Raw genomic sequence first — 24772 nt, forward strand, 5'->3', positions numbered from 1 at the left:
CTTACCCCCTAGAACGCGGAAGAGGTCGGCTTCCTGGCGGAAGCCGACCTCATCTCACAACCGACTTGACCCGCGAAGGATCAGCCGAGCCGGACGACGTTCTCGGCAGCGGGGCCCTTCTGGCCCTGAACCACGTCGAATTCGACCTGCTCGCCCTCGGTCAGCGTCTTGAAGCCGCTGCCCTGAATGGCGGTGTGATGGACGAAGCAGTCCTTCGAACCGTCCTCGGGCGTGATGAACCCGAAGCCCTTGCTGTCGTTGAACCACTTCACCGTTCCGGTGGTACGCATCCCAACTCCTTAGTGTGTGACCGACTCTCGAGGTGCGGGTGCTCCGTACCACCGATCGCCTGTACTGTTCGCGGGCAGCGACGTCCCCCGCTCCTGGACGACGAGCGATCAACAAAAAACCCGGGACGCGTGCGGCCCAGGTATCTTCAGCGCTAGGCTCTCGACCGAAGCCGAGGTTGTGCTCGTGGGTTCAAAGATAGCGACAACCTACGTGGTGTCAAGTGCGCCATGCCCGGAAATCGCGTGATGACGGTAGGCGTATGGCGGGCCACCATCTTGCGTGAGAGGGACCGACCGGGACGGATGCTTCATCCCTCCAACGAGGAAGGTCCCTATGCAGCACCACGCAGCCGAAGGAGACACGGTCCGGGTGCACTATACCGGCATGCTCCCGGACGGGACCATTCTGGAGACGTCGCACGGCGGAGAGCCCCTGGAATTCACGCTGGGGCGCGGGGAGGTGATCCCCGGCCTGGAGCACGCGGTGACCGGAATGGCTCCGGGGGAGCGCAAGTCCGTGTGGATCACCCCGGACCAAGCCTACGGGCCGCACCAGGACGACCTGCTGTTGATGGTGGACCGCAGCCGCTTCCCGGACCACATCCAGCCCGCGCCGGGGCAACGCCTGCGGATGCGGCGCGAGGGGGTCCCGCCCGTGATGGTGACAGTCGTCGAGGTGGACGACGACGAGGTGATCCTGGACGCCAACCATCCGCTTGCCGGGCGAGACCTCACCTTCGACGTGCAGCTGCTGGAGGTGATCTAGAGCGAGGCCAGGACCTGACGCATGTACGCGAAGGACTCCTTCATCCCCGGGAGCGGGTTCCGAGCATCGATCTCGTACTCGAGGTTCACCGAGTACGCGTAGTTCATCTCCACAAGCTGCCGGAAGATGTCGGGAATCGGGATCTTGCCGCGCCCCACGATCACCTGGCTGTCGCGGTCGGTGAGGTCGGCGAGATCCTTCATGTGCATGTCGAGCACGCGTGGGCCCGCATCGCGCAGCACCTGCACGACATCCGTCCCCGTGCGGACGGTGTGTCCCACATCCACACACAGCCCCATCCGGGCGTCCATCCCCTCGATATGTCGTAGAGCGTCGTAGGGCGACGGATAGTGGCGATCCTCTGGACCGTGGTTGTGAATCGCCACCAGAATGTCGTATTCCCGCGCGAATCTCTCGATGCGCGGCAGGATGGCCGGATCTGCCGTGATGACGATCAGCGGCATTCCCGCGCCTCGAGCGTAATCGAAGTACTTCCGCACCTCCTCGTCGGTGTCCTCCTCGAAGGTGATGGTGCCCCCGCCGACAATCTGGAGTCCCGCCGCCTCGAACTCCGCCCGACCGGCGGCGAGCTCTTCCAGGCTCAGATCGTACGGGAGATGGAAGGACTTGATGTTCACGTAGGGGGTGCCCAGCTCCTTGATCATCTTGATCGCTTCCGCGCGCGGAAACTCGCGCAGCGAGTAGCTCGCCACGCCCAGCTTCAATGCTTCCGCACGACGAGGTTCGAGCGCGGGGAGCGACCCCGGGTTCACGGCAAGACCGAGCGCGGCTCCCGCCGCACCGACAGCCGCCCGCTTGACGAAATCGCGACGCGAGGTTCCTTGCTGCGACATGCTCCGACTCCTGAGGATCTGGAGGGACAGCGGAGGGTTACCAGAAAGTAGCATTCTACGCTCGCGGCTAGCACCTCGACAATGCGGGTCGAGAAGCTTGCGCTGTCCCGCTCCGGGCTCGAGCTTCCACGTGCAAGGGGCCATCCTGGTAACGATATGTCTCTCACGCGCTTCCTGTCCTTGAGCCTGCTTGGCGCCGCCGTCCTGGCAAGTGCCTCGCCGGTGTTCGATGGTGCCGCGGCCGTGATGGCGCAGCCGGCGCCTTCCACCGCCGAGAGGCAGGTCTATCGAATTCCGGTGACCGGCGTGGTGGAGATGGGCCTGGCGCCGTTTGTTGAGCGCTCGCTGGATGAGGCCGAGGAGGCCGGTGTGGCGGCCGCGATCCTGGATATCGACACCCCGGGAGGCCGGGTGGACGCGGCGGAACAGATCGCGGACGCGATCAGCGACGCCAGGATCCCGGTCTACGCCTACGTGAACCGTCGCGCCCTCTCCGCCGGGGCGCTGATCGCCCTGGCGACGGACGGCATCTTCATGCGGCCCGGATCTACGCTCGGCGCGGCCACGCCCGTCACCGGTGACGGTCAGAAGGCGAGCGAGAAGGTGGTCAGCGCGATGCGGTCCGAGTTTCGGGCGCTGGCGGAGGCGGCGGGGCTCGACCCGCGGGTGGCCGAGGCCATGGTCGACGAGGACGTGGAGATCCCCGGCGTGGTGGAAGCGGGCAAGCTGCTCACGCTCAGCACTGCCGAAGCGGTGGCGGTGGGCTACGCGCGCGAGGTAGCGGACTGGGATGCCCTTCTCGACGTCCTGCAGGTGCCGGGCGCGGCGGTGGTAGAGACCTCTCCCAACTGGGCGGAGCGTGTCGTGCGCTTCCTCACGCATCCGCTGGTATCCCCGTTCCTGCTTTCACTGGGCTTCCTCGGGATTCTCATCGAGATCAAGACTCCCGCCTTCGGCCTGGCGGGGCTGGTGGGACTCGGGTCGCTCGCGCTCTTCTTCGGTAGCCACCTGATCGTGGGGCTTGCCGGCTGGGAGGTGCTGATCCTCCTTGGCGCGGGCGCGATCCTCCTGCTTGTAGAAGCGCTGGTGCTGCCAGGCTTCGGCGTGGCGGGCATCCTCGGGATTGTGGCTGTGTGCGGCGCCATCCTGCTCAGCCTGGTGGGGCAGATGCCAACCTTCACCGATCTCCTGGTGGCGCTCCAGGTGATGGGAACCGCCGTGCTGATCGTCGGCTTCGTGGGCTGGCAGCTCGTGAAGCGCTTGCCGAATGATCGTCGAGCGCATCGCCTCTTCCACCAGGACTCGCTCCGGCGCGAGCTGGGCTACGTCTCCAGCGCGAGCCGCGAGGATCTGGTCGGGACCGAGGGCGTGGCGCTTACCGACCTGCGCCCCTCCGGCACCGCGCGTTTCGGAGAGGAGACTCTGGACGTGGTATCAAGCGGGACCTTTGTACGGGCGGGCACGCCTGTCCGCATCGTGCGGGCGGAAGGCTACCGCCACGTGGTGGAACCGCTCTGATCCTCCGACCGTCGCCGAGCGCCGCCGGCCGGATTTGCCTCCGGCCGCGCTCGGCCGTTCGATCCCGTTCCCAACTCGGAAACCATGGACATGCAAGAGTTCGCCTTCGTCAGCACGCTGCTGGTCATCGGGCTGGCGGTACTCGTCGTCGTGATCATCGCCCGGTTCATCCCGATCGGCTTGTGGATCACGGCCTTCGCGTCAGGAGTCCGGCTCTCCTTCCTCAACCTCTTCGGGATGCGCTTTCGCCGGGTCGATCCGCGCCAGATCGTGCTGCCGCTGATCGCCGCGACGAAGGCGGGGCTCGAGCTGAACGTGAACGAGCTCGAAGGCCATTACCTCGCGGGTGGCAACGTCAGCCGCGTGGTCGCGGCGCTGATCTCCGCGGACAAGGCAAACATCGCGCTCTCCTTCCAGCAGGCCGCGGCCATCGACCTCGCGGGCCGAGACGTGAAGGAGGCGGTGGAGACGTCGGTCAACCCGAAGGTGATCAACACGCCGCGGGTGGCGGCGATGGCGAAGGACGGGATCCAGCTGATCGCGCTGGCGCGCGTGACGGTGCGGGCGAACATCAATCGCCTGGTCGGCGGCGCGGGAGAGGAGACGATCCTTGCCCGGGTGGGCGAGGGGATCGTCTCTACCATCGGCTCGAGCGAGACGCACAAGGCGGTACTCGAAAATCCGGACGCCATCTCCAAGACGGTGCTCGCCAAGGGACTGGACGCCGGCACCGCCTTCGAGATCCTCTCCATCGACATCGCCGACGTTGATGTCGGAAAGAACATCGGCGCGGAGCTGCAGACCGACCAGGCAGAGGCCGACAAGCGCATCGCCCAGGCTCGGGCGGAGGAACGACGGGCCATGGCAGTCGCGCTCGAACAGGAGAACAGAGCGCGGGTCGAGGAAGCGCGGGCGAAGGTCGTGGAGGCGGAGGCGGAGGTCCCACGGGCGATTGCGGAGGCGTTCCGCAGCGGGAACCTGGGCATCATGGACTACGCGCGCTACCGCAACCTGCTGAGCGATACCGCCATGCGAGAGGCCATCGCCAGGCCTGAGACAAGCAGCTCCGACGGATCGACGAGTTGAGCCATGGACATCGTTGAGCTTCTCGTACTGCTGGCATTCATCCTGTTTCCGCTCCTGCAGTCGGTCCTGGAGAAGCTGGGTGGGGCCGGCCGACGCGGACTTCCACCGGACGTAGATCTCCCGCCACAGGACCGAGCTGACACGGGAGGACCGCTTTCCACGCCCGACGCCGGGATGAGCAGCGACACCTCGGCCGGCCACGAGGCGGAAGAAGGTTGGTCGGCGGGATGGGGCAGATGGCCCTCCGATACGCTGGAGGATCTCTCCGCGGAGGAGGTTGTGACCGAGGAGGTGGCGGAAGAGATCGTCGCCCGCCAGCGCCGGCTGGGGGAGTCCGTTACGGTGACCGAGGCAGCCCGGGTGACGGTGCCGGTGGTGTCGCTCGAATCAGTGCAAGCGGAACCCGCGGAACGCCTGGCAGGCGTGAAGCCGATTCAACGACTGCCACCGCCCACGATTCGTCGACGGCCGCTGCACCCCACCATCCGCGGCGTCGGCTCGCGCTCCGAGCTGCGGCGCGCAATCGTCCTGGCAGAGATCCTGGGCCCGCCGCGGGGACTCGAAGATATGGGGGTTCCGGGGTTGAGGCCCTGACGGCCCCAACGGCGGCTACCCCGAACATGCCTGGAAAACGAGAGGGCCCCGAAGCGACTCCGATTCGCTCCGGGGCCTGTTCGTTCGCGGGCTGGCGGCCCGCTCCACCTTCAACTCATCACCACCGCGTCAGGGGAGGCCTCCAGAAAGCGCCGCACCTCCGCGACAACGCTGCGGGGCGACACCGGCTTGGCCAGGTACCCATCGAACCCTGCCTCTTCGGCTCGCTCCCGGTCTTCCGGCTGGGAGTAGGCAGTCAGCGCGACGATGGGGATACGCGCCGTGCTTTCCGACGACTTCAACTGGCGGGCGACCTCCAGACCGTCCACCACGGGGATGTCGATGTCGAGAAGAATCAGGTCCGGCTTTGTTTGCTGAGCCATGCGCACCCCGGTCTCGCCGTCGCTTGCCACAAGGACATTGAAACCGAAGTGCTCCAGGATCGTGCGGTAAATATTGCGATTGTCCTCATGATCCTCCACCAGGAGGATGGTTCCGTTGGTCACACGATCTCCCCTTTGGATAAATAGTCGCACGTCGGCAATGCCTCGTGCGACTCACTTGGGATCCTGAATCTCAGTAGCCCCTTCTGCTACACGTGGGCGGGCCACGCGGTTCCGGATCGAGCCCCCGACGGGGGCAGGGTAGGGTATCGAGTTTGCAACATGGAGCCTGGTGGGAAGGCGAGATCGAAGGTGGAACCGGGCACGAAAATCCGCTTGCAAGGGAAGGTTGCATGGACCTCACAGAGGAGGCGCCCTCGGTCGCAGGCGCCTCCGCCCGATCGGAGGTGCGGCGATGGAGCTGATGATCGGCTTTGCCGGTGTGGGGCTACTCCTCCTCATCGGTGCCCCCGCCCTGGCGCGGCTCGTGGTGGGCCGTGAGGGCGATCCCGGGGGCCTCACTCGCATCTTTCAGGGCATCGCCGTCATCCTGCTGCTGGTGGCGCTCCTCGTTCGCCCCCACCAAGAAGAGACGGCGGCGTTTCCGCCGCCGCCTGACATGACCGGAGAACGCTGATCCTCCGCGGCTCAGCTCAGCGAGATCGGGAGCAGAGCCTGGAAGGCGTTTCGTGCCCGGAAGAGCCGGCTCTTCACCGTCCCCACCGGCACGCCGATCGCCTCGGAGATCTCCTCGTACGTCCGGTCCTCGACCTCCCGCATCACGAAGGGGATGCGGTGGTGATCCTCCAGCTGATCGATGGCCTCCTCGATCGCTTCACGCAGCTCACCCCGGTAGGCAAAGCGCTCCGGGTCCACGCTGTCACTCTCGAACTCGACCGGTCGGGGCGCCGTGCCCTCGGCTCGCAGGTCGCTGAACGCCGTCTCGCGCCTGCGGGAGCGATTACGGTACTCGTTCTTGAGCAGATTGCTCGCGATCGTGTAGATCCAGGTCGAGAACTTCCGCCCGGAGTCATAGCGCTCGCGCGCGCGATGCACGCGCAGGAAGGTGTCCTGGGCCAGATCCTGCACGCGCTCTTCGTCCTTTAGCCGCTTGAACAGGAACCCTTTGATGAGCGGCTCGTATCGGTTTACCAGGTTTGTGAATGCCTCATGGTCTCCCTCCTGGTAGAGCTCGAAGAGCTCCTCGTCCGGGAGACCGCTGTAATCGACGGGATCCGCCTCGGCCGGGACGGGCGCTACGGTCCCTGCCCCCGAGCTATGCTCGAGCACGGGCGCGACCGCCGTCGTCGAATAGCGCCGGAGTGTAGTAGTCATGGATACAATCTAAGCAAAAGTGCCCCGGAAAGCCACCTCCGCGGGCACTCTTAATGACATCTTAACCAATTTACTTACATACGTTTACCCCGAAACATCCCAAAGTTCCGACCCCCCGGCCGATCTCTGGCCTCGGTGCGGCGATTGCTCCTTGACGGTTCGAGGAGGCCCCGTTAGACTAGCCGGTGCGCCTTGCGCCGCGGCGATTTGTAGCGATTGCTCCGCGTAATAAATGTGCTAAACCGCGGGGGGGTCCCGCGCGGTCGCTGCGCGGGACCCCTTTCCTGCTTAGCCGTCGAGCCCGAAAGGGCGCCCGCGCACCCGCTGGACACGTCGGTCCGCGCCTCACCGCCCGGTCCAAGGCGATCCTTCCGCAGGAGAGCTGGTGGCGTGCGCGTCGATCCGCACGACGGTCGCTGCGACCCGATCGCCCGGCCTCTCCGCTCCGAGCAGGTCGGGCATTTCCTTTACCTAGAATCCAGGAGTTGCCGGGATGAGCAACGGATCAGAAGGCCGCCAGTTGGGGCTGGGGACGCGCGCGGTACAGGCAGCTCAGGAGACCGCCGATCCCGCCACCAAGGCGCGCGCGGTTCCCATCTATGCGACGACATCGTACGTCTTCGATGATCCCGACCATGCCGCCAACCTGTTTGGCCTGCGTGAGTTCGGGAACATCTACACGCGCATCATGAACCCCACCACGGACGTCTTCGAGCGGCGTATGGCCAACCTCGAAGGCGGCGTGGCGGCGGTGGCTTTCGCGAGCGGCCAGTCGGCCGAGACTCTGACCGTTCTCAACCTGGCGCGGGCCGGGCAGAACATCGTCTCGGTGTCGTCGCTCTACGGCGGCACGTTCGCGCTGTTCCGCCATACGCTCCCGCGGATGGGCATCAACACTCACTTCGTGGACAACGATCCGGAAGCCGTGCGTCGAGCGATCGACGAGAACACACGCGCGGTGTTCGTCGAGACGATCGGCAACCCCCGTCTCGACGTGCCGGACCTTCGCGCTCTAGCCGACGTGGCGCACGAGGCCGGGGTGCCGCTCGTCGTCGACAACACCTTCGCCACCCCGATTCTCTGCCGCCCGATCGAACACGGCGCTGACATCGTGCTCCACGCCGCCACCAAGTGGATCGGTGGCCACGGGACCTCGATCGGCGGCATCGTGATCGACGGCGGCACCTTCGACTGGGCCGCGAGCGAGCGCTTCCGCGAGTTCTACGTGGAGCCGGAAGCCGCATATCACGGGCTGAAGTTCGCGGAGACGTTCGGCGACATGGGGGGCGCCAACATCGCCTTCGCCATTCGACTGCGCGTTCTGCTGCTGCGTGACATCGGGCCAGCGCTGTCCCCCTTCAACTCGTTCCTCTTCCTGCAGGGCCTCGAGACACTGCACCTGAGGATGGAGCGGCACAGCGAGAACGCGCTGAAGGTCGCCCGCTTCCTCGAGTCGCACCCGGCGGTGAGTTGGGTGACCTATCCGGGTCTCGAATCGCACCCGAACCACGCGCAGGCCAAGCGGTACCTGAGCGGCGGGTTCGGCGGCACGCTGACCTTCGGGGTGAAGGGCGGCGAGGAGGAGGCTCGCACGGTGATCAAGGAGTTGAAGCTCTTTTCGCTGCTCGCCAACGTGGGTGACACCAAGAGCCTGGTGATCCACCCGTGGACCACCACGCACGAGCAGCTCTCACTGGAGGAGCGTGAGGCGGCAGGGGTCACCGCCGACCTCATCCGGCTGTCCATCGGAATCGAGGACGTGGAGGATCTGATCGACGACCTCGATCGGGCGCTGCGGACCGCCGTGCCCCTCTGAGCGGGCGCCGGAGATGGACGGCGCGGTGAGTCACCGCGTCGTCCATCGAATTCTCTTCAGAAGATCGGAGGCCGTAGGATGAGCGGGAGAACACTCCGGACCCACCATCTGCCCGAGTTCCGCCTGGAATCGGGCGAGGTGCTCACGGAGGTCGTGCAGGCATACCACCTGGACGGCGAGATCAACGCGTCGCGCGACAACCTCGTCATCGTCTTCCATGCCCTCACGGGCTCGGCCGATGCCGTGGGTGACTGGTGGAGCGACGTGTTCGGGCCCGGCCGGGCGATCGACACCCACCGGTATGCCGTGCTGTGCACGAATCTTCTCGGCTCCTGCTACGGTACGACCTTCCGTCGGCCCGAGCCGGGACGCCGACCCCTGATCACCCCGCGCGACCAGGCGCGGCTGATCCACGCGCTCGTCGAGGAGTTGGGCATTCGCTCCGTGGCGCTCACGGCGGGGGGGTCGCTGGGAGGGATGGTGGGGCTCGAGTTTGCCGCTTCCTATCCCGAGCTCACCCGGACCTCAGTGATCTTCGCCGCTCCGGCGGCGCACACCGCCGCGGCGATCGGCTGGAATCACATCCAGCGGCAGGCAATCGCCCTCGGAAGCGAGCAGGGGCTGGCCGTGGCCCGGATGGTCGGGATGATGACCTACCGAACGGCGGTGGAGTTCCAGGAGCGGTTCGGTCGGGAACGCGGGCCGAACGGCTTCCAGGTCGAGTCGTATCTCAACCACCAGGGGGAGAAGCTCGTGAAGCGCTTCGACCCGGAGAGCTACCTGATGCTGATGGACGCCATGGACGCGCACGACGTGGGGCGCGGACGCGGCGGCTTCGTCGAAGCCCTGCGCGCGGTTCGCGGCAGGTTGATCGGGGTCGGCATCCCCGGAGACATCCTCTACTCGGATGAGGACGTACGAGCCTGGACCGATCCCGTCGGCGCGGAGTACCGGCAAATCGACTCGATTCACGGACACGACGCCTTCCTCATCGAGGTGGACCAGGTGGCAGCGATCCTGGCAGACGCCCTCGAGGAAGCGACCCCTTCGGCCCGTCTGGCGACCGGTGCCTGACCTGGGGCTGTGGCTCGGCCGCCGCTTCCAGAGGCGAGCGCTTCGCGCCGATGGCGGACGGGAGGCGCCCCGCGACCCGCCACGAAGAGCCGTCCCTCCCTGGAAGCGCTGGCTGCTGGCGATCGCCGCGCTCCTGGTCGCCGGACTCCTGCTGACACTCGCCGAACACGAATTCCTATCCCCGCTCACCCGCTGGTTCGCCAGCCTGGGGGCAGCCGCTCCGATCACCTTCATCCTCCTCTACATCGGCCTCACCGTCGCACTCGTCCCCAATTCGTTCCTCACCGTAGCCTCCGGCGCGCTCTTCGGGTTCGTCTGGGGGACAGTGTACTCCTTCGTCGCGTCGGTGCTGGGCGCCGCTGCGGCTTTCCTCGTCTCGCGCTACCTCCTCCGGGATCGGCTCGCCCGCAGGATGCTCGCAGAGCCTCGCTTCCAGCGCGTCGACCGCGCTATCTGCCGCCGCGGCCTCCGGGTGGTGCTGCTGATCCGCCTCTCCCCGGTTCTCCCCTTCTCGCTCCTCAACTATGTTCTCGGCCTCAGCCACGTGCGCTTGCGCGACTACCTGTTGGGATCGATTTCGATGCTCCCGGGCACCGCGCTGTACGTGTATCCCGGGATGGTCGCGGGGGAGTTGATCGCGGTCGGCACGGGGCGGGCGGAGCTGCGGGAGACCGCGCACTACGTCTCCCTCGCCGCGGGCCTGGCCCTGACCGCCATCGCCGTCGTCCTGCTGACCAGGACGACGCAGCGTGCCCTGCGCGAAGAGACCGCGGCCGCGGAGGCGGCGACCGGACCGGGTTGAACCGGTACGTTGGGTGAGCCGGTGCGCTTACCGCCGTGCACCTGCGGGCTTGTCCTGATGTGGACTGAATCCTGCCATCAGGCTCGCGCCATGCGCCCGGTGATCCGACACCCGAGGGGCGCCGTCGATCTGAACACTCTTCGAACAATCGTGATGCGGAGCACCGTTACGATTCTTCTGCTGCTGACGTCGCTGGTGGTCGGCGGCTGCAGCGACTCGACAGGACCCCAGACCTTCTCGATTTCGGGTACCTGGACGAGCGTCGGCTTCGCCGGGGCGGACTTCAGCATGACGGTCGTGGAGACAGCGCGGGCAGTGGAGGGGGCGGGCTACCGCATCACCGGAGGCCAGGCCACGGCATACCGGGTGTTCGGCGCGAACGCGGGCCAGCGCGCTTCCCTGCTCCTCGATTTCGACGACCAGGAGGACATCAACTTCGAAGGCACCTTCGAACGACAGGAGAATGCGACAGTCCTGGAGGGGCTGCTCTTCGGGGGAGGATACAGCGGCGCGCCGATCACCTTTCAGCGCGAGGAGAACTGAGGCAAGCGGTCAGATCGGCAGCGGAAGGGTGAAGTAGAAGGTGCTCCCGGCGCCGGCGACGCTGTGCACCCAGCACTCGCCTCCATGAGCCTGCACCAGCCCGCGCACGATGGTCAGGCCCAGCCCTGAGCCGGCGGAGCGCCGCTCACTCGACGCTCCGCGCCAGTGGCGATCGAACACGTGTGGAAGGTCCTCTGCCGGAATTCCCTCGCCATCGTCCTGCACACAGAACCTCACCACTCCAACGTCCTCCACGGCGGTGACGGCAATCCGCCCACCCCGCTGAGTGAAATCCAGTGAGTTGGTCACCAGGTTCGAGAGCACCTGGACGATACGGATATGGTCGGCCAGGGGCGGCACCTCGAGCTCGGGAAGATCGACGGACCAGCGAATCCCCCGCTCCTGTGCCAGCGGGGCGAACATCTCGTGGATCTCGAAGGCGAGGGCGGTCATGTCGAGCGGAGCCAGGTGCAGGGAGAGCCTGCCCTTTTCGATGTTCTCCGCGTCCAGGAGGTCCTGCACCAGCCGTTGCATGTGCTCCAGCGAACGACGGATGCCGATGATCTGCTTGCGAGCCTGCTCCCCTGCCAGCTCATCCGGCCCCAGACCGAGCAGCAGATCCGAGTGCATCATGGCCGAGTGGAGCGCGTTTCTCAGGTCATGCGAAACCACGCCCAGGGTCCGGTCGCGTGCCAGCGCCTCCCTGCGAGCCTCGCGGTACAGGCGAGCGTTGTCCACCGGGAGCGCGGCGCGACGAGCAAGCTCCTCCACCGTGGCGAGGTCTTCCTCGGTGTAGGGCGGAGCGTCGCCGCTGCGTGCGAGGCTGATGGTGCCGAGGGTCTTTCCGCGGGCGATGAGCGGCACGATCAGCACGGAGGTGAGGCCAAGCTCCCGCAGGCGCACGCCGTGAGGGCTGGCCCCGGTGAGACTGGCGAGATCGTCATCTCCCACATGCGCCATCAGACGTGGCTGGCCGGTGCGCAGGACCTCGACCACCGGGTTGCGGCTCGAGGGGCCAATCGGCAGGAGGCGGAGAATCTCCAGAAGACTGGGCTCCCGGCGAATGTCGCTGTGGGCGATTCCCAGGGCGCGAATCTCGCCGGCATCCTCGACATGGACGACGCAGTACTCCGCCAGAAAGCCGGTGCAGAGGCGCGCCACGCTCTGGATGGTCTCCCGATAGTCCAGGGAGGAGCCGAGAACCTCGCTCACGCGGGAGAGGAACTGCTCCCGATCTGTCGGCTGCGGGAGGGAAGCAACAACGCCCGCAGGAGCCGACGGCTCTATGAGAGAGCCAGCAGCTCCGATAGAAGGCGGATGGACGGCCTCCGCGGCGAGGTCGCGGTGATTCGACATCTCGGTCGGAGGAGTGCGGAGGGGACAGGATCGGAGCTCGCCACGCGGTACCGCCACAGTAATGGCGAGCCGCGGCGGCGGGAGTGACTTAGGGACGGTACCCGCGTGAAAGATGTCTCGCGCGGGGCTTTCCGTCAACGTGGTAGAAGGTGAGCTCGTTCGCTTGCGGCGGCTTCCCGTGGAAGTTCGATTCACGGGTGTCCCGTTTCAGGACTTCAGCCCCGGAAGAACCGATGCACGCATCCGGGCGCCCGCAGCGGAAGGTCACAACAAGCAGACATGTCGCATACCTGGCTCTGGATCGTCTTCAACATCTTCGTCCTCGGCATGCTCGCGGTGGACCTGGGCGTACTCAACCGAAAGGCCCACGTCATCGGAGTCAGGGAGGCGGCTCGCTGGACAGCCGCGGTCGTGACCGCGGCGGCGATTTTCAACTTCGGCATCTTCTACTTCGAGGGGACTCACCGCGGGCTCGAGTTCCTCACCGGCTATCTGATCGAGCTGGCCCTCTCCGTCGATAACATCTTCGTCTTCATCCTGATTTTCTCCTATTTCCAGGTGCCGCGGCAGTACCAGCACCGGGTGCTGTTCTGGGGGATTTTCGGGGCGCTGGTCATGCGCGGGGCGATGATCGGAGCGGGGGCACTGCTCATCCAGCAGTTTCACTGGATCATCTACGTCTTCGGCGCGTTCCTGGTCTTCACGGGCATGCGCATGCTCACGCAGGACGAGGAAGCGATCGAGCCCGAAGCTAATCCGTTTCTGAAGCTGATGCGGCGGTTCATGCCGATCAGCCGGTCGTACGATGGGCAGAAGTTCTTCACGCACATCCACCGGGGAGAGGTCCTCCGGCGGGCGGCGACTCCCCTGCTGGTCGTGCTGGTGTTGGTGGAGACCACCGACCTGATCTTCGCGGTCGATTCGATTCCCGCCATCTTCGCGGTTACCCAGGACGCGTTCCTCATCTACACCTCGAACGTGTTCGCCATTCTGGGGTTGCGCTCTATGTACTTCCTGCTGGCGGGGGTCATCGAGAAGTTCCACCTCCTGAAGTTCGGTCTGGCGATCGTATTGATGTTCGTGGGGGTGAAGATGCTGCTGACGTACTTCGACCTCCACATCCCCATCCTGATCTCGCTGGCAGTCGTGGCCGGCGTGCTGACCTCCTCGGTCGTGCTGTCGCTTCTGATTCCCAGCCGTGAGAAGGGGCCGGAGCTGCCCGGCGACAACCCTCCGCCGCCACCCATCCCCGACGAGGCCAGCGCAGGAGGGGGCTGAACCACCAAAGAAACGCAGAGGTCGCGGAGGGTTACACGGAGGGCAGGGGCTCGTCTGTACCCTCCGTGTAACCCTCTGCACCCCTGTGGTTCTCTTGTTCCGTAGCTCAGAGAAGCTGCGAGATCGTGTGCAGGATCAGCCCGACCAGCCCGCCGACCAGCGTACCGTTGATGCGGATGAACTGCAGGTCCCTTCCCACCTGAAGCTCGATCTTGCGCGAGGTGTCATCCGGATCCCATTGCGCGACCGTGTTGGCGATCAGGTGGCCCACCTCGTGGCGGTATTCCTCCGCGGCCGAGATAACCGCCCGTTCCGCCCATCCGTTGACCTTCGACATCAGCTCCGCATCCTCCTGCAGTGTCTCACCGAAGCGGATGATGGCCCGCTCGATCGGCGGTGTGAGGTCGGAGTCCCGACCCGGCTCGGGGGGTAGTAGTGCCTTCTTGAGGTCCCCCCACAGCCGCCGCGAGAAGCTGTCCATCGCGGCGCTGCGCAGCAGCTCGTCCTTGAGGCTCTCGCCGCGGGCGATCAGCTCCGGTGAGGTCTTCAGCTTTTCGACGGTGACGTCGACCAGCTCGCTGAATCGCTGCCGGATTGGATGTTCGTGATCGAGCCGCACCTCGTGGATGGCGTTTTCGGTGCCGTTGAGGACTTTGCGATAGATTTTCTCGTCGATGGGGGCGGGTACCCACCATGGGATTTCACGCTCGATCCGCTCGCGCAGGTGGTCCTTGTTGTCCTCCAGCAGGCGCTCGAGCAGAGCCAGGGTGCCGTCGAGCAACTCCTGTCGGCGCGGCCCGCTGAGCAGCATCGCCAGGGCATCCGCCACCAGCGGCGTTGCCTCGGTGGCCGAGAGCCGGTTGCCCACCTGCTTCTCGATCAGCGCCTCTACCTCGCTGTCGGGAAGCGCCTGGATCATCACCCCCAGGGCGCTGGTGGCGTGACTGGCCACGCGGTGGGCGTTCTCCGGCTGCTGCAGCCACTCCGATAACTTCTCCCCGACGCGCATCGAGCGGACCCGGGCCTCGAGGACTTCCGTGGAGAGGAAGTTCCGCTCCACGAAGCGCCCCAGGCTGCCGCCAATGCGGTCCTTGCGGGTGGGTACGATCGCCGTATGCGGGATGCGAATGCCGAGCGGATAGCGGAACAGCGCCGTCACCGCGAACCAGTCGGCGATTGCGCCGACCATGGCGGCCTCGGCGGTCGCCCGGATGAAACCAACCCAGAGAAAGCGGTCCTCGAAGAAGCGGGAGACGAGGAAGACGAGTGCGGCGGCGCACAGGAGGCCTGTCGCGATCCGCCGCATCCGGTTGAGTTGAATCTGTTTCTGTGTTTCCTCCGGCAGCTGCATGCGTGATTCCGCCGTGTCAGAAGCTGAACGAGATCTCGGTCACGGCGGTCACGGCGTTGCCCGAGGGATCCCGAGCGGGCTCGAAGCGCCAGTCCATCGCGGTGCGACGCAACTGCGACTCGAACGAGCCCGCGTCCGTGGGCGTGGCCACATCCAAGGAGCGGACGCGGCCCTCACGATCCACGGTGAGCTGCAGCGTCACCGTCTTCCCCCGGAGAGAGGGGGGCGCGGGAGGAGGCAGGAAGACTGCCCGCGGAACCGGGGGCCGGATCCCGCCCGTCCCCCTACCGCCACCCGTGCCCGGTCCCACACCGGAGCCGATTCCGCCACCCGAACCACCGCCACTCCCCCCGCCAGAACCCGGACCTCGACCCGACCCCAGCCCTCCCAGGGCGGGCAGCCCCATGTCGTCTACTCGCAGGAGGCTCCGGCCTCGCTCACGTGGGAAGCGCCGGCGCTGGAGGCTGGACCGGTGCCACCGGAGCCTCCACATCGGCCGTCCGAATCCGCATTCCGTAGAAGGAGCGCCAGATGAAGTAGAGCCCCGCCACGAAGAACAGGGCAGCCAGCGTAGCGCTCAGGCCCCGCGTGAGCTCTACGGCCAACTCCACGGCCAGCAGGCCGAAGAGGGTGGTGAACTTGATGATGGGGTTCATCGCGACGGACGAGGTGTCCTTGAAGGGGTCACCCACGGTATCGCCCACCACGGTCGCCGCGTGTAGTTCGGTACCCTTCTCCTGCAGGTTCACCTCCACGAGCTTCTTTGCGTTGTCCCACGCTCCGCCGGCGTTCGCCATGAAGATCGCCTGGTACAGGCCGAACACCGCGATCGATATCAGATACCCGACAAAGAAGAAGGGTTCCAGACAGGCGAACGCGAGCGTGGTGAAGAAGACCGCCAGGAAGATGTTGAACATCCCCTTCTGCGCATAGGTCGTACAGATCCCCACGACCCGCTTCGAATCCTCCAGGGAGGCGCGGTCTGTGGCGGTCAGATCGATGGTGCGCCGGATGAACTCCACCGCTCGGTAGGCGCCTGTGCTCACCGCCTGGGTGGACGCGCCGGTGAACCAGTAGATCACCGCGCCGCCGCAGATCAGACCTAGCAGGAAGGGGGGATACAGCACCGACAGCCTCTCCAGGTTCTCGGTCAGGCCACCGGTGAGGAGGACAATGATCGAAAAGATCATCGTGGTGGCGCCGACCACCGCAGTCCCGATCAGGACCGGCTTCGCCGTCGCCTTGAAGGTGTTCCCCGCCCCGTCGTTCTCCTCCAGGAAATGCTTCGCACGGGCAAAGTCGGGCCGGAAGCCGTGCTCACGCTGGAGCTCCTCTTCGACTCCCGGGAGCGCCTCGATCATCGAGAGCTCGTAGATGGACTGCGCATTGTCGGTGACCGGGCCGTACGAGTCCACCGCGATCGTAACCGGCCCCATTCCCAGGAAGCCGAAGGCGACCAGCCCGAAGGCGAACACCGGCGCGGCCACCATCAGCTCCGCGAGCCCCACGGTGCTCACCAGGTACGCGATGGTCATCAGCGCGGCGATGGTGATGCCGAGCCAGAATGCGCTGAAGTTTCCAGCCGTCATCCCGGAAAGGATGTTCAGCGAAGCTCCCCCTTCGCGGGAGGCGGTCACGATCTCCCGCACGTGAGCCGCGCTCGTCGAGGTGAAGATCTTCACGACCTCGGGAATGACTGCCCCGGCAAGGGTACCGCAGCTGATGATGGTCGCCAGCTTCCACCAGATCGAGCCGTCTCCCATCTCGGGAATCAGCAGATAGGAGACTACGTACGTGCTCAGGATGGAGATCAGCGAGGTGAGCCAGACGAGGCTGGTGAGCGGTGCCTCGAAATCCATCGTGTCGGCGGTGCCGTACCGGGCGCGAGCCATCGCTCCGTTGACCGCGTAGGAGAGCACGCTGGTCACGACCATCATCACGCGGAGCGCGAAGATCCACACCAGCAGCTGCACCTGGACGGCGGGATCCGGCACCGCCAGCAGGATGAAGGTGATGAGGGCGACGCCGGTAACGCCGTAGGTCTCGAATCCATCGGCGCTCGGGCCCACCGAGTCGCCGGCGTTGTCGCCGGTGCAGTCTGCGATCACCCCCGGGTTGCGGGCATCGTCCTCCTTGATGTTGAAGACGATCTTCATCAGGTCGCTGCCGATGTCAGCGATCTTGGTGAAGATCCCGCCCGCGATGCGCAGGGCCGCGGCACCAAGCGATTCTCCGATCGCGAACCCGATGAAGCACGGTCCCGCGTAGTCCGCCGGAACGAAGAGCAGGATCGCGAGCATGATCAGCAGCTCCACGCTGATCAGCATGGTACCAATGCTCATTCCCGCCTGAAGGGGGATCGCGTAGGTCGGGAACGGTCGGCCGCGAAGGCTGGCGAAGGCGCTGCGGGAGTTCGCGAAGGTGTTCACGCGGATCCCGAACCAGGCCACCCCCGCGCTCCCGGCGATGCCGATCAGGCTGAAGAGCAGGATCACCAGCACCCGGGAGAGCGGGAAATCCCGCAGCACCCCGAAGTAGACCACCATGATGGCGCCGATGAAGAGCTCCAGCAGGAGGATGAAGCGGGCCTGCGTGTAGAGGTAGGTCTTGCAGGTCGCGTAGATGAGCTCCGAGACCTCCTTCATCGAGCGATGGACGGGCAGCCGCGATAGTCGCGCGTAGATGTAGAGGCCGAAGAGCAGTCCGCCCACGCAGACCAGGATGCCGGCCATGAGCAGCTGTCGGCCGGTCAGGCCGAGGAAGCTCTGGCTTGCGAGATCGGGGAGGACGAGGGAGGCCTCTCCCCCTGGGGAGGGGGATGCCTGGAGGATGAGCGCGGCCGCGAGCGTCGATAGCGCCATAGGTGACCCGCCTGGTGAGAGGATTGGCACGGTCCACCCTGGACCGTGCCTGGTGGATTTATCCGATGCGCATCTCTAGTCGCCAGAGGATGCTGCCGGGGCCGCCTGCCCGACCGGGGAACGCTGCATCAGACTGTGGTGGCGGCTGTAGGTGAAGTAGACTTGCGGACGAAGAGGCTCAAGAGCCACCTCAATTCGGGTCGAGAGGACCTTCTAACCGCTCAGCCCCCGCGATCGGGACTCGGCGGAACCGCTGCCAGACATAGAACACCGGAACTCCCAGCAGGATCAAGCCGAAGCCGGCCAGCGTGGACCGCGGCTGCTCCACCACTGCGTTGAGCAGCATGGCCAGCGAAGCGACCAGGAAGATCAGCGGCACCCAGGGATAGCCCACCACCCGGTACGGACGCGGCAGGTCGGGTCGGCTGCGCCGCAGGAGGAACACCGCCCCGACCGCCAGGGCGTAGAAGGGCCAGATGCCGAGGATGAAGGCATCGGCGAGCTGCTCGAAGGTGCGTACTGAGACATAGCCGATCCCCAGCGCGGCCGCGAGGGCGATGGCGGCCCAGGGGGTTCGATAGGTCCGATGAACCCGGGCGATCGGACGGAAGAACAGCCCGTCGTCCGCCATGGCGAAGAAGATCCGGGGCCCGGTCATGGTAGCCCCGTTGAGGGCCCCGAACGCGGACAGCATCACCATCGCCGCGACCACGGCCGCACCGGCTTCCCCGAAAATCCGCCGTGCGGCGTCCGCCGCAACCAGAGGTCGCCCCGACATGTCATCTACCGAGAGCACGAACAGGTAGGCGGCGTTCACCACAAGGTAGATGACGATGATCGCCAGCGTTCCACCGAGGAGGGCTCGTGGCAGCGTCCGCGACGGATCCCGCACTTCTCCACCCATGAAGGTGAGGTCGGCCCACCCGTCGTAGGCCCACAGCACGGCGATCAGCGCCACCCCGAAGCCGCCCCACGTGCGTGGGCTGAGCTCGGTGGGGCCGCTAAACGCGCCGAGCGAGGGATCTCCCAGCAGGAACGCAAGGCCCGCGAGCCCCACCAGTGCCCCCACCTTCGCCACGGTGGAGAGGTTCTGCACCATCGAGCCCCAGTCCACCGAGCGGATGTTGGCGGTCGCCAGCGCCAGGATCGCCGCCGCGGCCACGATTCGCACCCCGGTCCCGCTCATGGGCACGAACTCCTCGACGTACTCCGCGAAGAGCATGGCGATCGCCCCGAGGGCGGAGGGACGGATCACCACCAACTCGGTCCAGCCGAAAAGGAAGGCCGGCAGCGGCCCGTACGCTTCCCGCAGGAAGACGTAGATGCCCCCGGAGCGCGGGAACATCACCGCCAGCTCCGCGATGGTCAACGCCCCGACCAGAGCGACCAGGCCCCCGATCACCCAGAGCAGCGCGATCGCCCCCACCGTGCCCACGTCCTCCGCCACCACGCTCGGAACCCGGAAGATCCCGCTCCCGATGGTGGATCCCACCAGTACGGCCGCCGCGCTCCAGACGCCCAGGCGCCGCGGAAGGCGATCCTCCTGCATCAGTGCCCCGGTCCCACCCCTATATCCGCCGGAGCGGGTTCTTCACCCCGCCCCAGACGGCTGCGGCGGTAGCCGTAGAACACGTAGATGACCAGTCCCGCCAGCAGCCAGACGATGAAGCGCTCCCAGGTGATGCGCGGGAGCTGAACCATCAGGAAGCCGCACGAGACGATGGCTGCGGGGGCCACCAGCCACACAGCCGGAGTGCGGAACGGCCGATGTCGGTCCGGCTCACGGATGCGCAGCACCATCACTCCGAGCGCCACCAGCACGAAGGCGAAGAGCGTCCCGATGTTGGTCAGCTCGATCACCTCGTTGATGTTGGCGAAGGCGGCAAAGAACGCCACGAACACCCCCGTGAGCACCGTGGTCACCATCGGCGTGCGGAAGCGGGGATGCACCCTCGCCGCCCAGGGCGGGAGCAGCCCGTCGCGGGCCATCGAGTAGAAGATGCGCGGCTGTCCGAGCTGGAACACGAGAAGCACCGAGGCCATCGCCACTACCGCACCGAAGGAGATCACCCCGGCGGCCCAGTGGTACCCGCGCTCGGTGAACGCCTGCGCCAGCGGATCGGCGGTGCCGTGCTGCGTCCACGGCACCAGGCCGGTCATCACGAGGGTGACCACGACGTAGATCGCGGAGGTGATCCCGAGCGACCACATCATCGCGCGCGGCATATCGCGCTGCGGGTTAGTCGCCTCCTCGGCGGCCGTGGAGACCGCGTCGAAGCCGATGTAGGCGAAGAAGATCAGCGCGGCACCGGCGGTGATTCCCTGCCAACCGTTGGGTGCGAAGGGCACCCAGTTCTCCGGCCTTACCCAGAAAGCCCCGATGGCCACGAAGAACACCAGGATGCCCAGCTTGAGCGCCACCATCGCCGTGTTCGCCCAGGCGCTCTCGCGAATTCCGACCACGAGGACCCAGGTGATCAGGGCCACGATGAGGACCGCGGGGAGGTTGAAGATGATGGGGATGCCCAGCAGCTCCGGGGCGTTGGTCCACGCGCTCGCCGCCTCCAGGGTAGAGGCCGCAGTGATGGATGGATCGGCCTGCACCGCCTGATAGGCCTGGAAGGCGGTGCGGGGATCGGTGGCGAGCCATTCGGGGAAGCCGAGGCCGAAGCCCCGCAGCAGGGTCTGAAAATAGGCGGCCCAGGACACGGCGACCGCGATGTTCCCCACCGCGTACTCGATGATCAGGTCCCAGCCGATGATCCACGCCACCAGCTCGCCCAGCGTGGCGTAGGCGTAGGTGTACGCGCTGCCGGCCTGCGGGATCAGTGAGGCGAACTCAGCGTAGCAGAGAGCCGCGAAGCCGCAGGCGATGGCGACCAGAAGGTAGGAGACCACCAGCGCCGGTCCGGCCCCGGGGTGGTGCGGCCCACCCGCTACCGCGGTCCCTGCTCCGGAGAAGATACCGGCGCCGACGATCGCGCCCACACCCAGCGCGGTGAGCTGCCAGACCCCCAGGCTACGCCGCAGGTCGGAGGGCACGACGCCGCTCGCCTCGACCTCCGCAGTGATCTGCTTGCGCCGGAAGAGTCGCGCGAAAACCGACTGCGCTACCATCAGGCCTGCCCCGCGCTCGCCCGGGCCTTCATTCGGCGCTGGTTGACATACTCGATGATGGGCGGTACGACCGAGACCACGATGATCGCGATCACCACCAGCCCGAAGTTTTCCTGGACCACGGGGATGTTTCCGAAGAAGAAGCCACCGAAGAGGAAGAGCGTGATCCAGAGGAGTGCACCGGCCACGTTGAAGAACACGAACCGGGAGTACTCCATTCCGCCCGCGCCGGCCACGAAAGGAGCGTACGTGCGCACGATCGGGATGAAGCGGGCGATCACGATCGTCTTGCCACCATAACGCCTGAAGAAGTGCTGCGTCCGCTCGAGGTGCTCCTGCTTCAGAAAGCGGAAGCGCCCGTCGAAGGCGTGCACGCCGACCTTCGAACCGATCCAGTAATTGAGCTGGTCGCCGCTGATGGCGGCCCCGAGGAGCAGCAGGTAGAGCGGTGCGATGGCGAGAGCCCCCTGCGCGGTGATTGCGCCCGCCGCGAAGATGAGCGAGTCACCCGGCAAAAAAGGGGTGACCACCAACCCCGTCTCGCAGAAGATGATCAGGAAGAGGATGGCGTAGGTCCACCCCCCGTACTGGCTCACGATGGTTGTGAGATGTTCGTCGACGTGCAGGACGAAGTCGATGAGGGTCTGCAGGAATTCCACGGGTCTTCGGCCTCGTTTCCCGCAGGTGCGGGGTTGGGGTCGAGCCCCGCAGGCGCGGGGCGAGTTGCCGCTGAGTATACTCGCGGACCACTGGGAAACGCCAGCCATTGCATCAGATAGGCGCTTCTACCATCAACACGACGAGGCCGCCGGCGGCAATGCGGGCGGCCTCGTCGCGGAACCGATCCGTCGGGTTGAAGCGACCGTCTATTCCTGCGCGAGTCGGGCCTGGGCCTCGATCACTTGCGCCACTTCGGCCAGCTCGAAGGGTTTGAGCAACACCGGGATGCCCGCACGTTCGATCTCTTCGGGGACCCTGGAGCCGTGCGGCTCGCCGGTCATCAGGATGATTCTCTCCTCCAGCCGCCCGCCGCGGTCACGCAGACAGCGGATCAGCTGCTCGCCGTCGAAGCCCGGCATCCGTAGATCGGCAATCACGATGTCGTAGCTGTCCTCGAACGCGCACCCGTTCATCAGTCGTAGAGCGGCCGCGCCGTCCGTCGCCTGATCGACGCGGTGCCCGCGACGCTCGAGGTAGCGTGCCAGCGAGAAGCGAATCGGCGCCTCGTCGTCGACTACGAGCACACGAAGGCCGTGGCTGGCCACAGGCTCGTCGGCCGCCAGCACACCCGCGACGTCCTCCTCCTGGATGGGGAGCTCGATCGTCACGATGGATCCCAGACCCACCCTTCCGCTCGCTTCCATTCGGCCCCCGTGGTGGGCCACGATGCTCTCGATCAGACCGAGGCTGAGGTTGAAGGTGTCACCCGCGGCCTGAGGGACGTCGAAATCGCCGACAGATCCGAAATGCTCCGGAACTATCCCTCTGCCGGAATCCCGTACGGAGAAGCGGACCGCGGTTGCGCTGGCGGAGGTGGTCAGGATGATCTCGCGGCGGCCCTCCCACCCCTCTAGCGATTTCACTGCGTGGGTGAGCAGGTGCGACGCAACGTGCTCCAGGTGCGACCGGACGGCGTGCACCGGCGGGAGTTGCCGCGCGAGCTCCTCGCGCAGGGCGATGCGCTCGACTCGCAGCTCCTGCCTGCGGCCATCCAGAACCTGCCGTACCACCTCGTTGAGGTTCACCAGCTCCTTGGCCATCGCGGCCTCGGAGCTCTGCCGCGCGACCATTCGCAGGTCTCCGACGATCCGTGCAGCGCGATGCGCCTCGCGCTGCACGATCTCGAGCGCCTCGCGATCCTCGTCCGAACGGGGATCCAGGAGCAGGAGCTCCGCGAAGCTCTTGATGGAGGTGAGCGGGTTGTTCAGCTCGTGGCAGAGGCTGCGCAGGAGAGGAGCGATCGACGCGAGGCGATCGCCTCCACGGCTCGGGGTTGCCTCGGCAGCGTCCTGCGTCGGGGCCGACCCCGCCGTCTGAAGCTGACAATGGAGCCGGTCGACCTCACGCGAGAACACCAGGGCAAGGTCTCGCATAAGGGCGCGCTCTTCCTCATCCCACGGTCCTTCCTCCCGTAGCGCCGCAAAACGACCTCCGGATGCACCGGGGAGAGGAAGACAGGCGAAGGCGAGCGGGCCGGCCTCGCGGACCGCCGGAAGGAGCGAAGACGCAGTCAGCTTCTGGACCGAATCCAGCCATCGCTCCTCCTCGTCGGGCGAGTGCTCGAGCAACAGTTGGGCGAGCCGCTCGATCGGGACCCGTCGTCCCTCCACACCCCGGGGCCAAACCTGGGGGCGGGCCGCTCCCGGTTCTTCCAGAACGATAATCCCGGGGAACAGGCGCTCGGCCAGGCGTACCTGAAGCGAATACGGCTCTGCATCGGAGTGAGCGCGCGACTCCGCGTGATGTCCGTCCCGCGCGAGGTGGCGCGCGCGACGCGGGGCGATCGAGTACTGTTCGAGCGCGGACACGTCCGATGGTTCCGGGAAGTAGGCTTACGGTGAATGCGACAGACCCGTGGGGTCAGTATCGGCACACTGAGCGGGTTCCGTTAGCAATGAGGAGTGGGAGGGCGCCCCAAAGGTCTGGAGGGACAGTCGGAGGGACTTGGATCTGGCTGTCGGTGTAGCTCCGCGAGTCACGCTGTCCCGGGAGGGCACAGCGACAGGCGACCGCGCCAGGCGTGCGTAACGGATGGCGGAGTTCGGCTACATCTACTGAAGAGTACCGAAGAGGGCGCTATCAGGCCGCGCGGAAAGTGATCGGGACGTGCACGAGGATTCGCACCGGTCGCCCGGCCATCATGGCCGGTCGGAAACGAAGCACGCGAGACAGCCTCAGCGCCAGCCGGTCGAGTGACCGGACGCCGCTGGATTTCAGGATCTCGGCCTTTTCAACCATGCCGGACTCGTCGATCCAGAAAGCGACCTGCACCACGCCCGTCGCGCCGCTGTACTCGAAGATTCGCTGGTACTGGGTTTCCAGGAAACGCTTGAGCTCTTCGCGATTGCGGATCTCCGGGCGCACGATGTAGGGCGCAAAGGCCTTGTAGTCGAGCCACTCGTCCTGCTCGGTGCGGATAGGGGGGGTGACTTCGACTTCGAGGTCCTCGAAGGTGGAGAAATCCGGCACTTCGATCGGCGCGTCCAACTTGATGTCGAGGTCCCGCAGATCGACGGTCGGCAGCGCCGGCACCGGGATGTTGGGAACCGACGCAATGCCACCGCCATCCACCAGCGCGCCGATGCGGATGAGCTGCAGAAGCTCGCCAGAGGAGGGGCCAGTCGGAGGTGCCTGGAACTCCACCCGCATTTCGGGACCGGCGAGCAGAGCCGCCCCGTGCACCCCGGCGCCGAGGACGGTGGCTACCCAGACAAGCGAGCCCCAGCGGCCCTTGAGGCGGTCGTTCGCCGTGGCCCGCGCGCGGACCATCGTTCCCCGGTGAGTCGGTTTCCCTGCCATGGCCGAGAGCCTCGTCTGCCATCGAAGGGCGGGGAGCACCCGGCAATGGCTGGATGGGGTCACGATCGGCCGCGCACCTCGTTTGCGCCCCCAATGCGCGGCGCGACAAGGCTTTACGGAGGCGGGGCTGTAGCAGGGGATGTGCCCCATGGAGGAGCGACCCCCCGTGTGTGTCGAACAGTTGGACGCATGCGTGCGTGACTGCGCGAAACGAAACTCTGTCCCACCT

At 66.2% G+C, this 24772-nt stretch carries 23 protein-coding genes; 10 read left to right on the forward strand and 13 right to left on the reverse strand.

Annotated elements, in window-relative coordinates; all coding sequences use genetic code 11:
• Positions 1-80: 80 nt before the first annotated feature.
• Positions 81-290, reverse strand: coding sequence for a cold-shock protein (locus tag VF167_18435; protein ID HEX6927410.1), 210 nt, complete (start codon positions 288-290; stop codon positions 81-83).
• A 334-nt stretch (positions 291-624) separates the two neighbouring features.
• On the opposite strand from VF167_18435, the gene VF167_18440 reads away from it, so the two are divergent.
• Positions 625-1056, forward strand: coding sequence for a peptidylprolyl isomerase (locus tag VF167_18440; GenBank protein HEX6927411.1), 432 nt, complete (start codon positions 625-627; stop codon positions 1054-1056).
• On the opposite strand, the gene VF167_18445 is transcribed toward VF167_18440, so the two are convergent.
• The gene (locus VF167_18445) at positions 1053-1910 is read right to left on the reverse strand and encodes a sugar phosphate isomerase/epimerase (GenBank protein HEX6927412.1); all 858 of its coding nucleotides are present in this window, start codon (positions 1908-1910) and stop codon (positions 1053-1055) included. The two genes, VF167_18440 and VF167_18445, sit on opposite strands and share 4 nt — an antisense overlap.
• A gap of 156 nt (positions 1911-2066) precedes the next feature.
• Here VF167_18445 and VF167_18450 point away from each other — a divergent pair, with 156 nt between their 5' ends.
• The 3 genes from VF167_18450 to VF167_18460 all read left to right on the forward strand — a co-directional run bounded on the left by VF167_18450 (position 2067) and on the right by VF167_18460 (position 5108).
• The gene (locus tag VF167_18450) at positions 2067-3428 is read left to right on the forward strand and encodes an NfeD family protein (GenBank protein HEX6927413.1); all 1362 of its coding nucleotides are present in this window, start codon (positions 2067-2069) and stop codon (positions 3426-3428) included.
• Positions 3429-3518: 90 nt separating this feature from the next.
• Positions 3519-4514 carry a flotillin-like protein FloA gene (floA, locus tag VF167_18455; GenBank protein ID HEX6927414.1) on the forward strand — a complete coding sequence of 332 codons (996 nt, stop codon included), beginning with the start codon at positions 3519-3521 and terminating at the stop codon, positions 4512-4514.
• Positions 4515-4517: 3 nt separating this feature from the next.
• Entirely contained in the window at positions 4518-5108 is a 591-nt protein-coding gene (locus VF167_18460) for a hypothetical protein (GenBank protein ID HEX6927415.1), read from the forward strand.
• Positions 5109-5218: 110 nt separating this feature from the next.
• Here VF167_18460 and VF167_18465 read toward each other — a convergent pair whose 3' ends face one another.
• Positions 5219-5614 (reverse strand): response regulator, encoded by a 396-nt coding sequence (locus tag VF167_18465; protein HEX6927416.1) that lies wholly within the window; start codon positions 5612-5614, stop codon positions 5219-5221.
• A 292-nt stretch (positions 5615-5906) separates the two neighbouring features.
• Between VF167_18465 and VF167_18470 the strand changes: the two genes are divergently transcribed.
• The gene (locus VF167_18470; protein HEX6927417.1) at positions 5907-6128 is read left to right on the forward strand and encodes a hypothetical protein; all 222 of its coding nucleotides are present in this window, start codon (positions 5907-5909) and stop codon (positions 6126-6128) included.
• Positions 6129-6139: 11 nt separating this feature from the next.
• On the opposite strand, the gene VF167_18475 is transcribed toward VF167_18470, so the two are convergent.
• Positions 6140-6826 (reverse strand): sigma-70 family RNA polymerase sigma factor, encoded by a 687-nt coding sequence (locus VF167_18475; protein ID HEX6927418.1) that lies wholly within the window; start codon positions 6824-6826, stop codon positions 6140-6142.
• A 493-nt stretch (positions 6827-7319) separates the two neighbouring features.
• Between VF167_18475 and VF167_18480 the strand changes: the two genes are divergently transcribed.
• The 4 genes from VF167_18480 to VF167_18495 all read left to right on the forward strand — a co-directional run bounded on the left by VF167_18480 (position 7320) and on the right by VF167_18495 (position 11061).
• Entirely contained in the window at positions 7320-8642 is a 1323-nt protein-coding gene (locus tag VF167_18480) for an O-acetylhomoserine aminocarboxypropyltransferase/cysteine synthase family protein (GenBank protein HEX6927419.1), read from the forward strand.
• A 78-nt stretch (positions 8643-8720) separates the two neighbouring features.
• Positions 8721-9716, forward strand: coding sequence for a homoserine O-acetyltransferase (metX, locus tag VF167_18485; protein ID HEX6927420.1), 996 nt, complete (start codon positions 8721-8723; stop codon positions 9714-9716).
• Positions 9709-10518 carry a TVP38/TMEM64 family protein gene (locus VF167_18490; GenBank protein ID HEX6927421.1) on the forward strand — a complete coding sequence of 270 codons (810 nt, stop codon included), beginning with the start codon at positions 9709-9711 and terminating at the stop codon, positions 10516-10518. Before metX ends, VF167_18490 begins: the two co-directional genes overlap by 8 nt.
• 153 nt (positions 10519-10671) lie before the next feature.
• Entirely contained in the window at positions 10672-11061 is a 390-nt protein-coding gene (locus VF167_18495) for a hypothetical protein (protein ID HEX6927422.1), read from the forward strand.
• Between the two features lie 9 nt (positions 11062-11070).
• Here VF167_18495 and VF167_18500 read toward each other — a convergent pair whose 3' ends face one another.
• Positions 11071-12417 carry a GAF domain-containing sensor histidine kinase gene (locus VF167_18500; GenBank protein HEX6927423.1) on the reverse strand — a complete coding sequence of 449 codons (1347 nt, stop codon included), beginning with the start codon at positions 12415-12417 and terminating at the stop codon, positions 11071-11073.
• 279 nt (positions 12418-12696) lie between these two features.
• Here VF167_18500 and VF167_18505 point away from each other — a divergent pair, with 279 nt between their 5' ends.
• Positions 12697-13695 carry a TerC family protein gene (locus VF167_18505; protein HEX6927424.1) on the forward strand — a complete coding sequence of 333 codons (999 nt, stop codon included), beginning with the start codon at positions 12697-12699 and terminating at the stop codon, positions 13693-13695.
• Between the two features lie 106 nt (positions 13696-13801).
• Here VF167_18505 and VF167_18510 read toward each other — a convergent pair whose 3' ends face one another.
• The 8 genes from VF167_18510 to VF167_18545 form a co-directional block, all read right to left on the reverse strand.
• Complete coding sequence (locus tag VF167_18510) at positions 13802-15046, reverse strand: DUF445 domain-containing protein (protein HEX6927425.1); 1245 nt, start codon at positions 15044-15046, stop codon at positions 13802-13804.
• A 16-nt stretch (positions 15047-15062) separates the two neighbouring features.
• Positions 15063-15452 (reverse strand): TonB family protein, encoded by a 390-nt coding sequence (locus tag VF167_18515; GenBank protein ID HEX6927426.1) that lies wholly within the window; start codon positions 15450-15452, stop codon positions 15063-15065.
• Positions 15453-15483: 31 nt separating this feature from the next.
• A complete protein-coding gene (locus tag VF167_18520; protein ID HEX6927427.1) occupies positions 15484-17907 on the reverse strand; it encodes a sodium-translocating pyrophosphatase in 2424 nt (807 codons plus the stop codon).
• 190 nt (positions 17908-18097) lie between these two features.
• On the reverse strand, positions 18098-19456 hold the full coding sequence (locus tag VF167_18525; GenBank protein HEX6927428.1) for an amino acid permease: 1359 nt from the start codon (positions 19454-19456) through the stop codon (positions 18098-18100).
• Positions 19456-21024, reverse strand: a complete 1569-nt coding sequence (locus tag VF167_18530) for an amino acid permease (protein ID HEX6927429.1) — start codon at positions 21022-21024, stop codon at positions 19456-19458. The genes VF167_18525 and VF167_18530 overlap by 1 nt, the downstream gene beginning before the upstream one ends.
• On the reverse strand, positions 21024-21683 hold the full coding sequence (locus VF167_18535) for a DedA family protein (GenBank protein HEX6927430.1): 660 nt from the start codon (positions 21681-21683) through the stop codon (positions 21024-21026). The genes VF167_18530 and VF167_18535 overlap by 1 nt, the downstream gene beginning before the upstream one ends.
• A 207-nt stretch (positions 21684-21890) precedes the next feature.
• The gene (locus tag VF167_18540; protein HEX6927431.1) at positions 21891-23552 is read right to left on the reverse strand and encodes a hybrid sensor histidine kinase/response regulator; all 1662 of its coding nucleotides are present in this window, start codon (positions 23550-23552) and stop codon (positions 21891-21893) included.
• A gap of 271 nt (positions 23553-23823) precedes the next feature.
• Complete coding sequence (locus VF167_18545; GenBank protein HEX6927432.1) at positions 23824-24543, reverse strand: energy transducer TonB; 720 nt, start codon at positions 24541-24543, stop codon at positions 23824-23826.
• Between the last annotated feature and the right edge of the window lie 229 nt (positions 24544-24772).

The sequence above is a fragment of the Longimicrobiaceae bacterium genome, from assembly GCA_036375715.1.
Lineage (GTDB): Bacteria > Gemmatimonadota > Gemmatimonadetes > Longimicrobiales > Longimicrobiaceae > DASVBS01.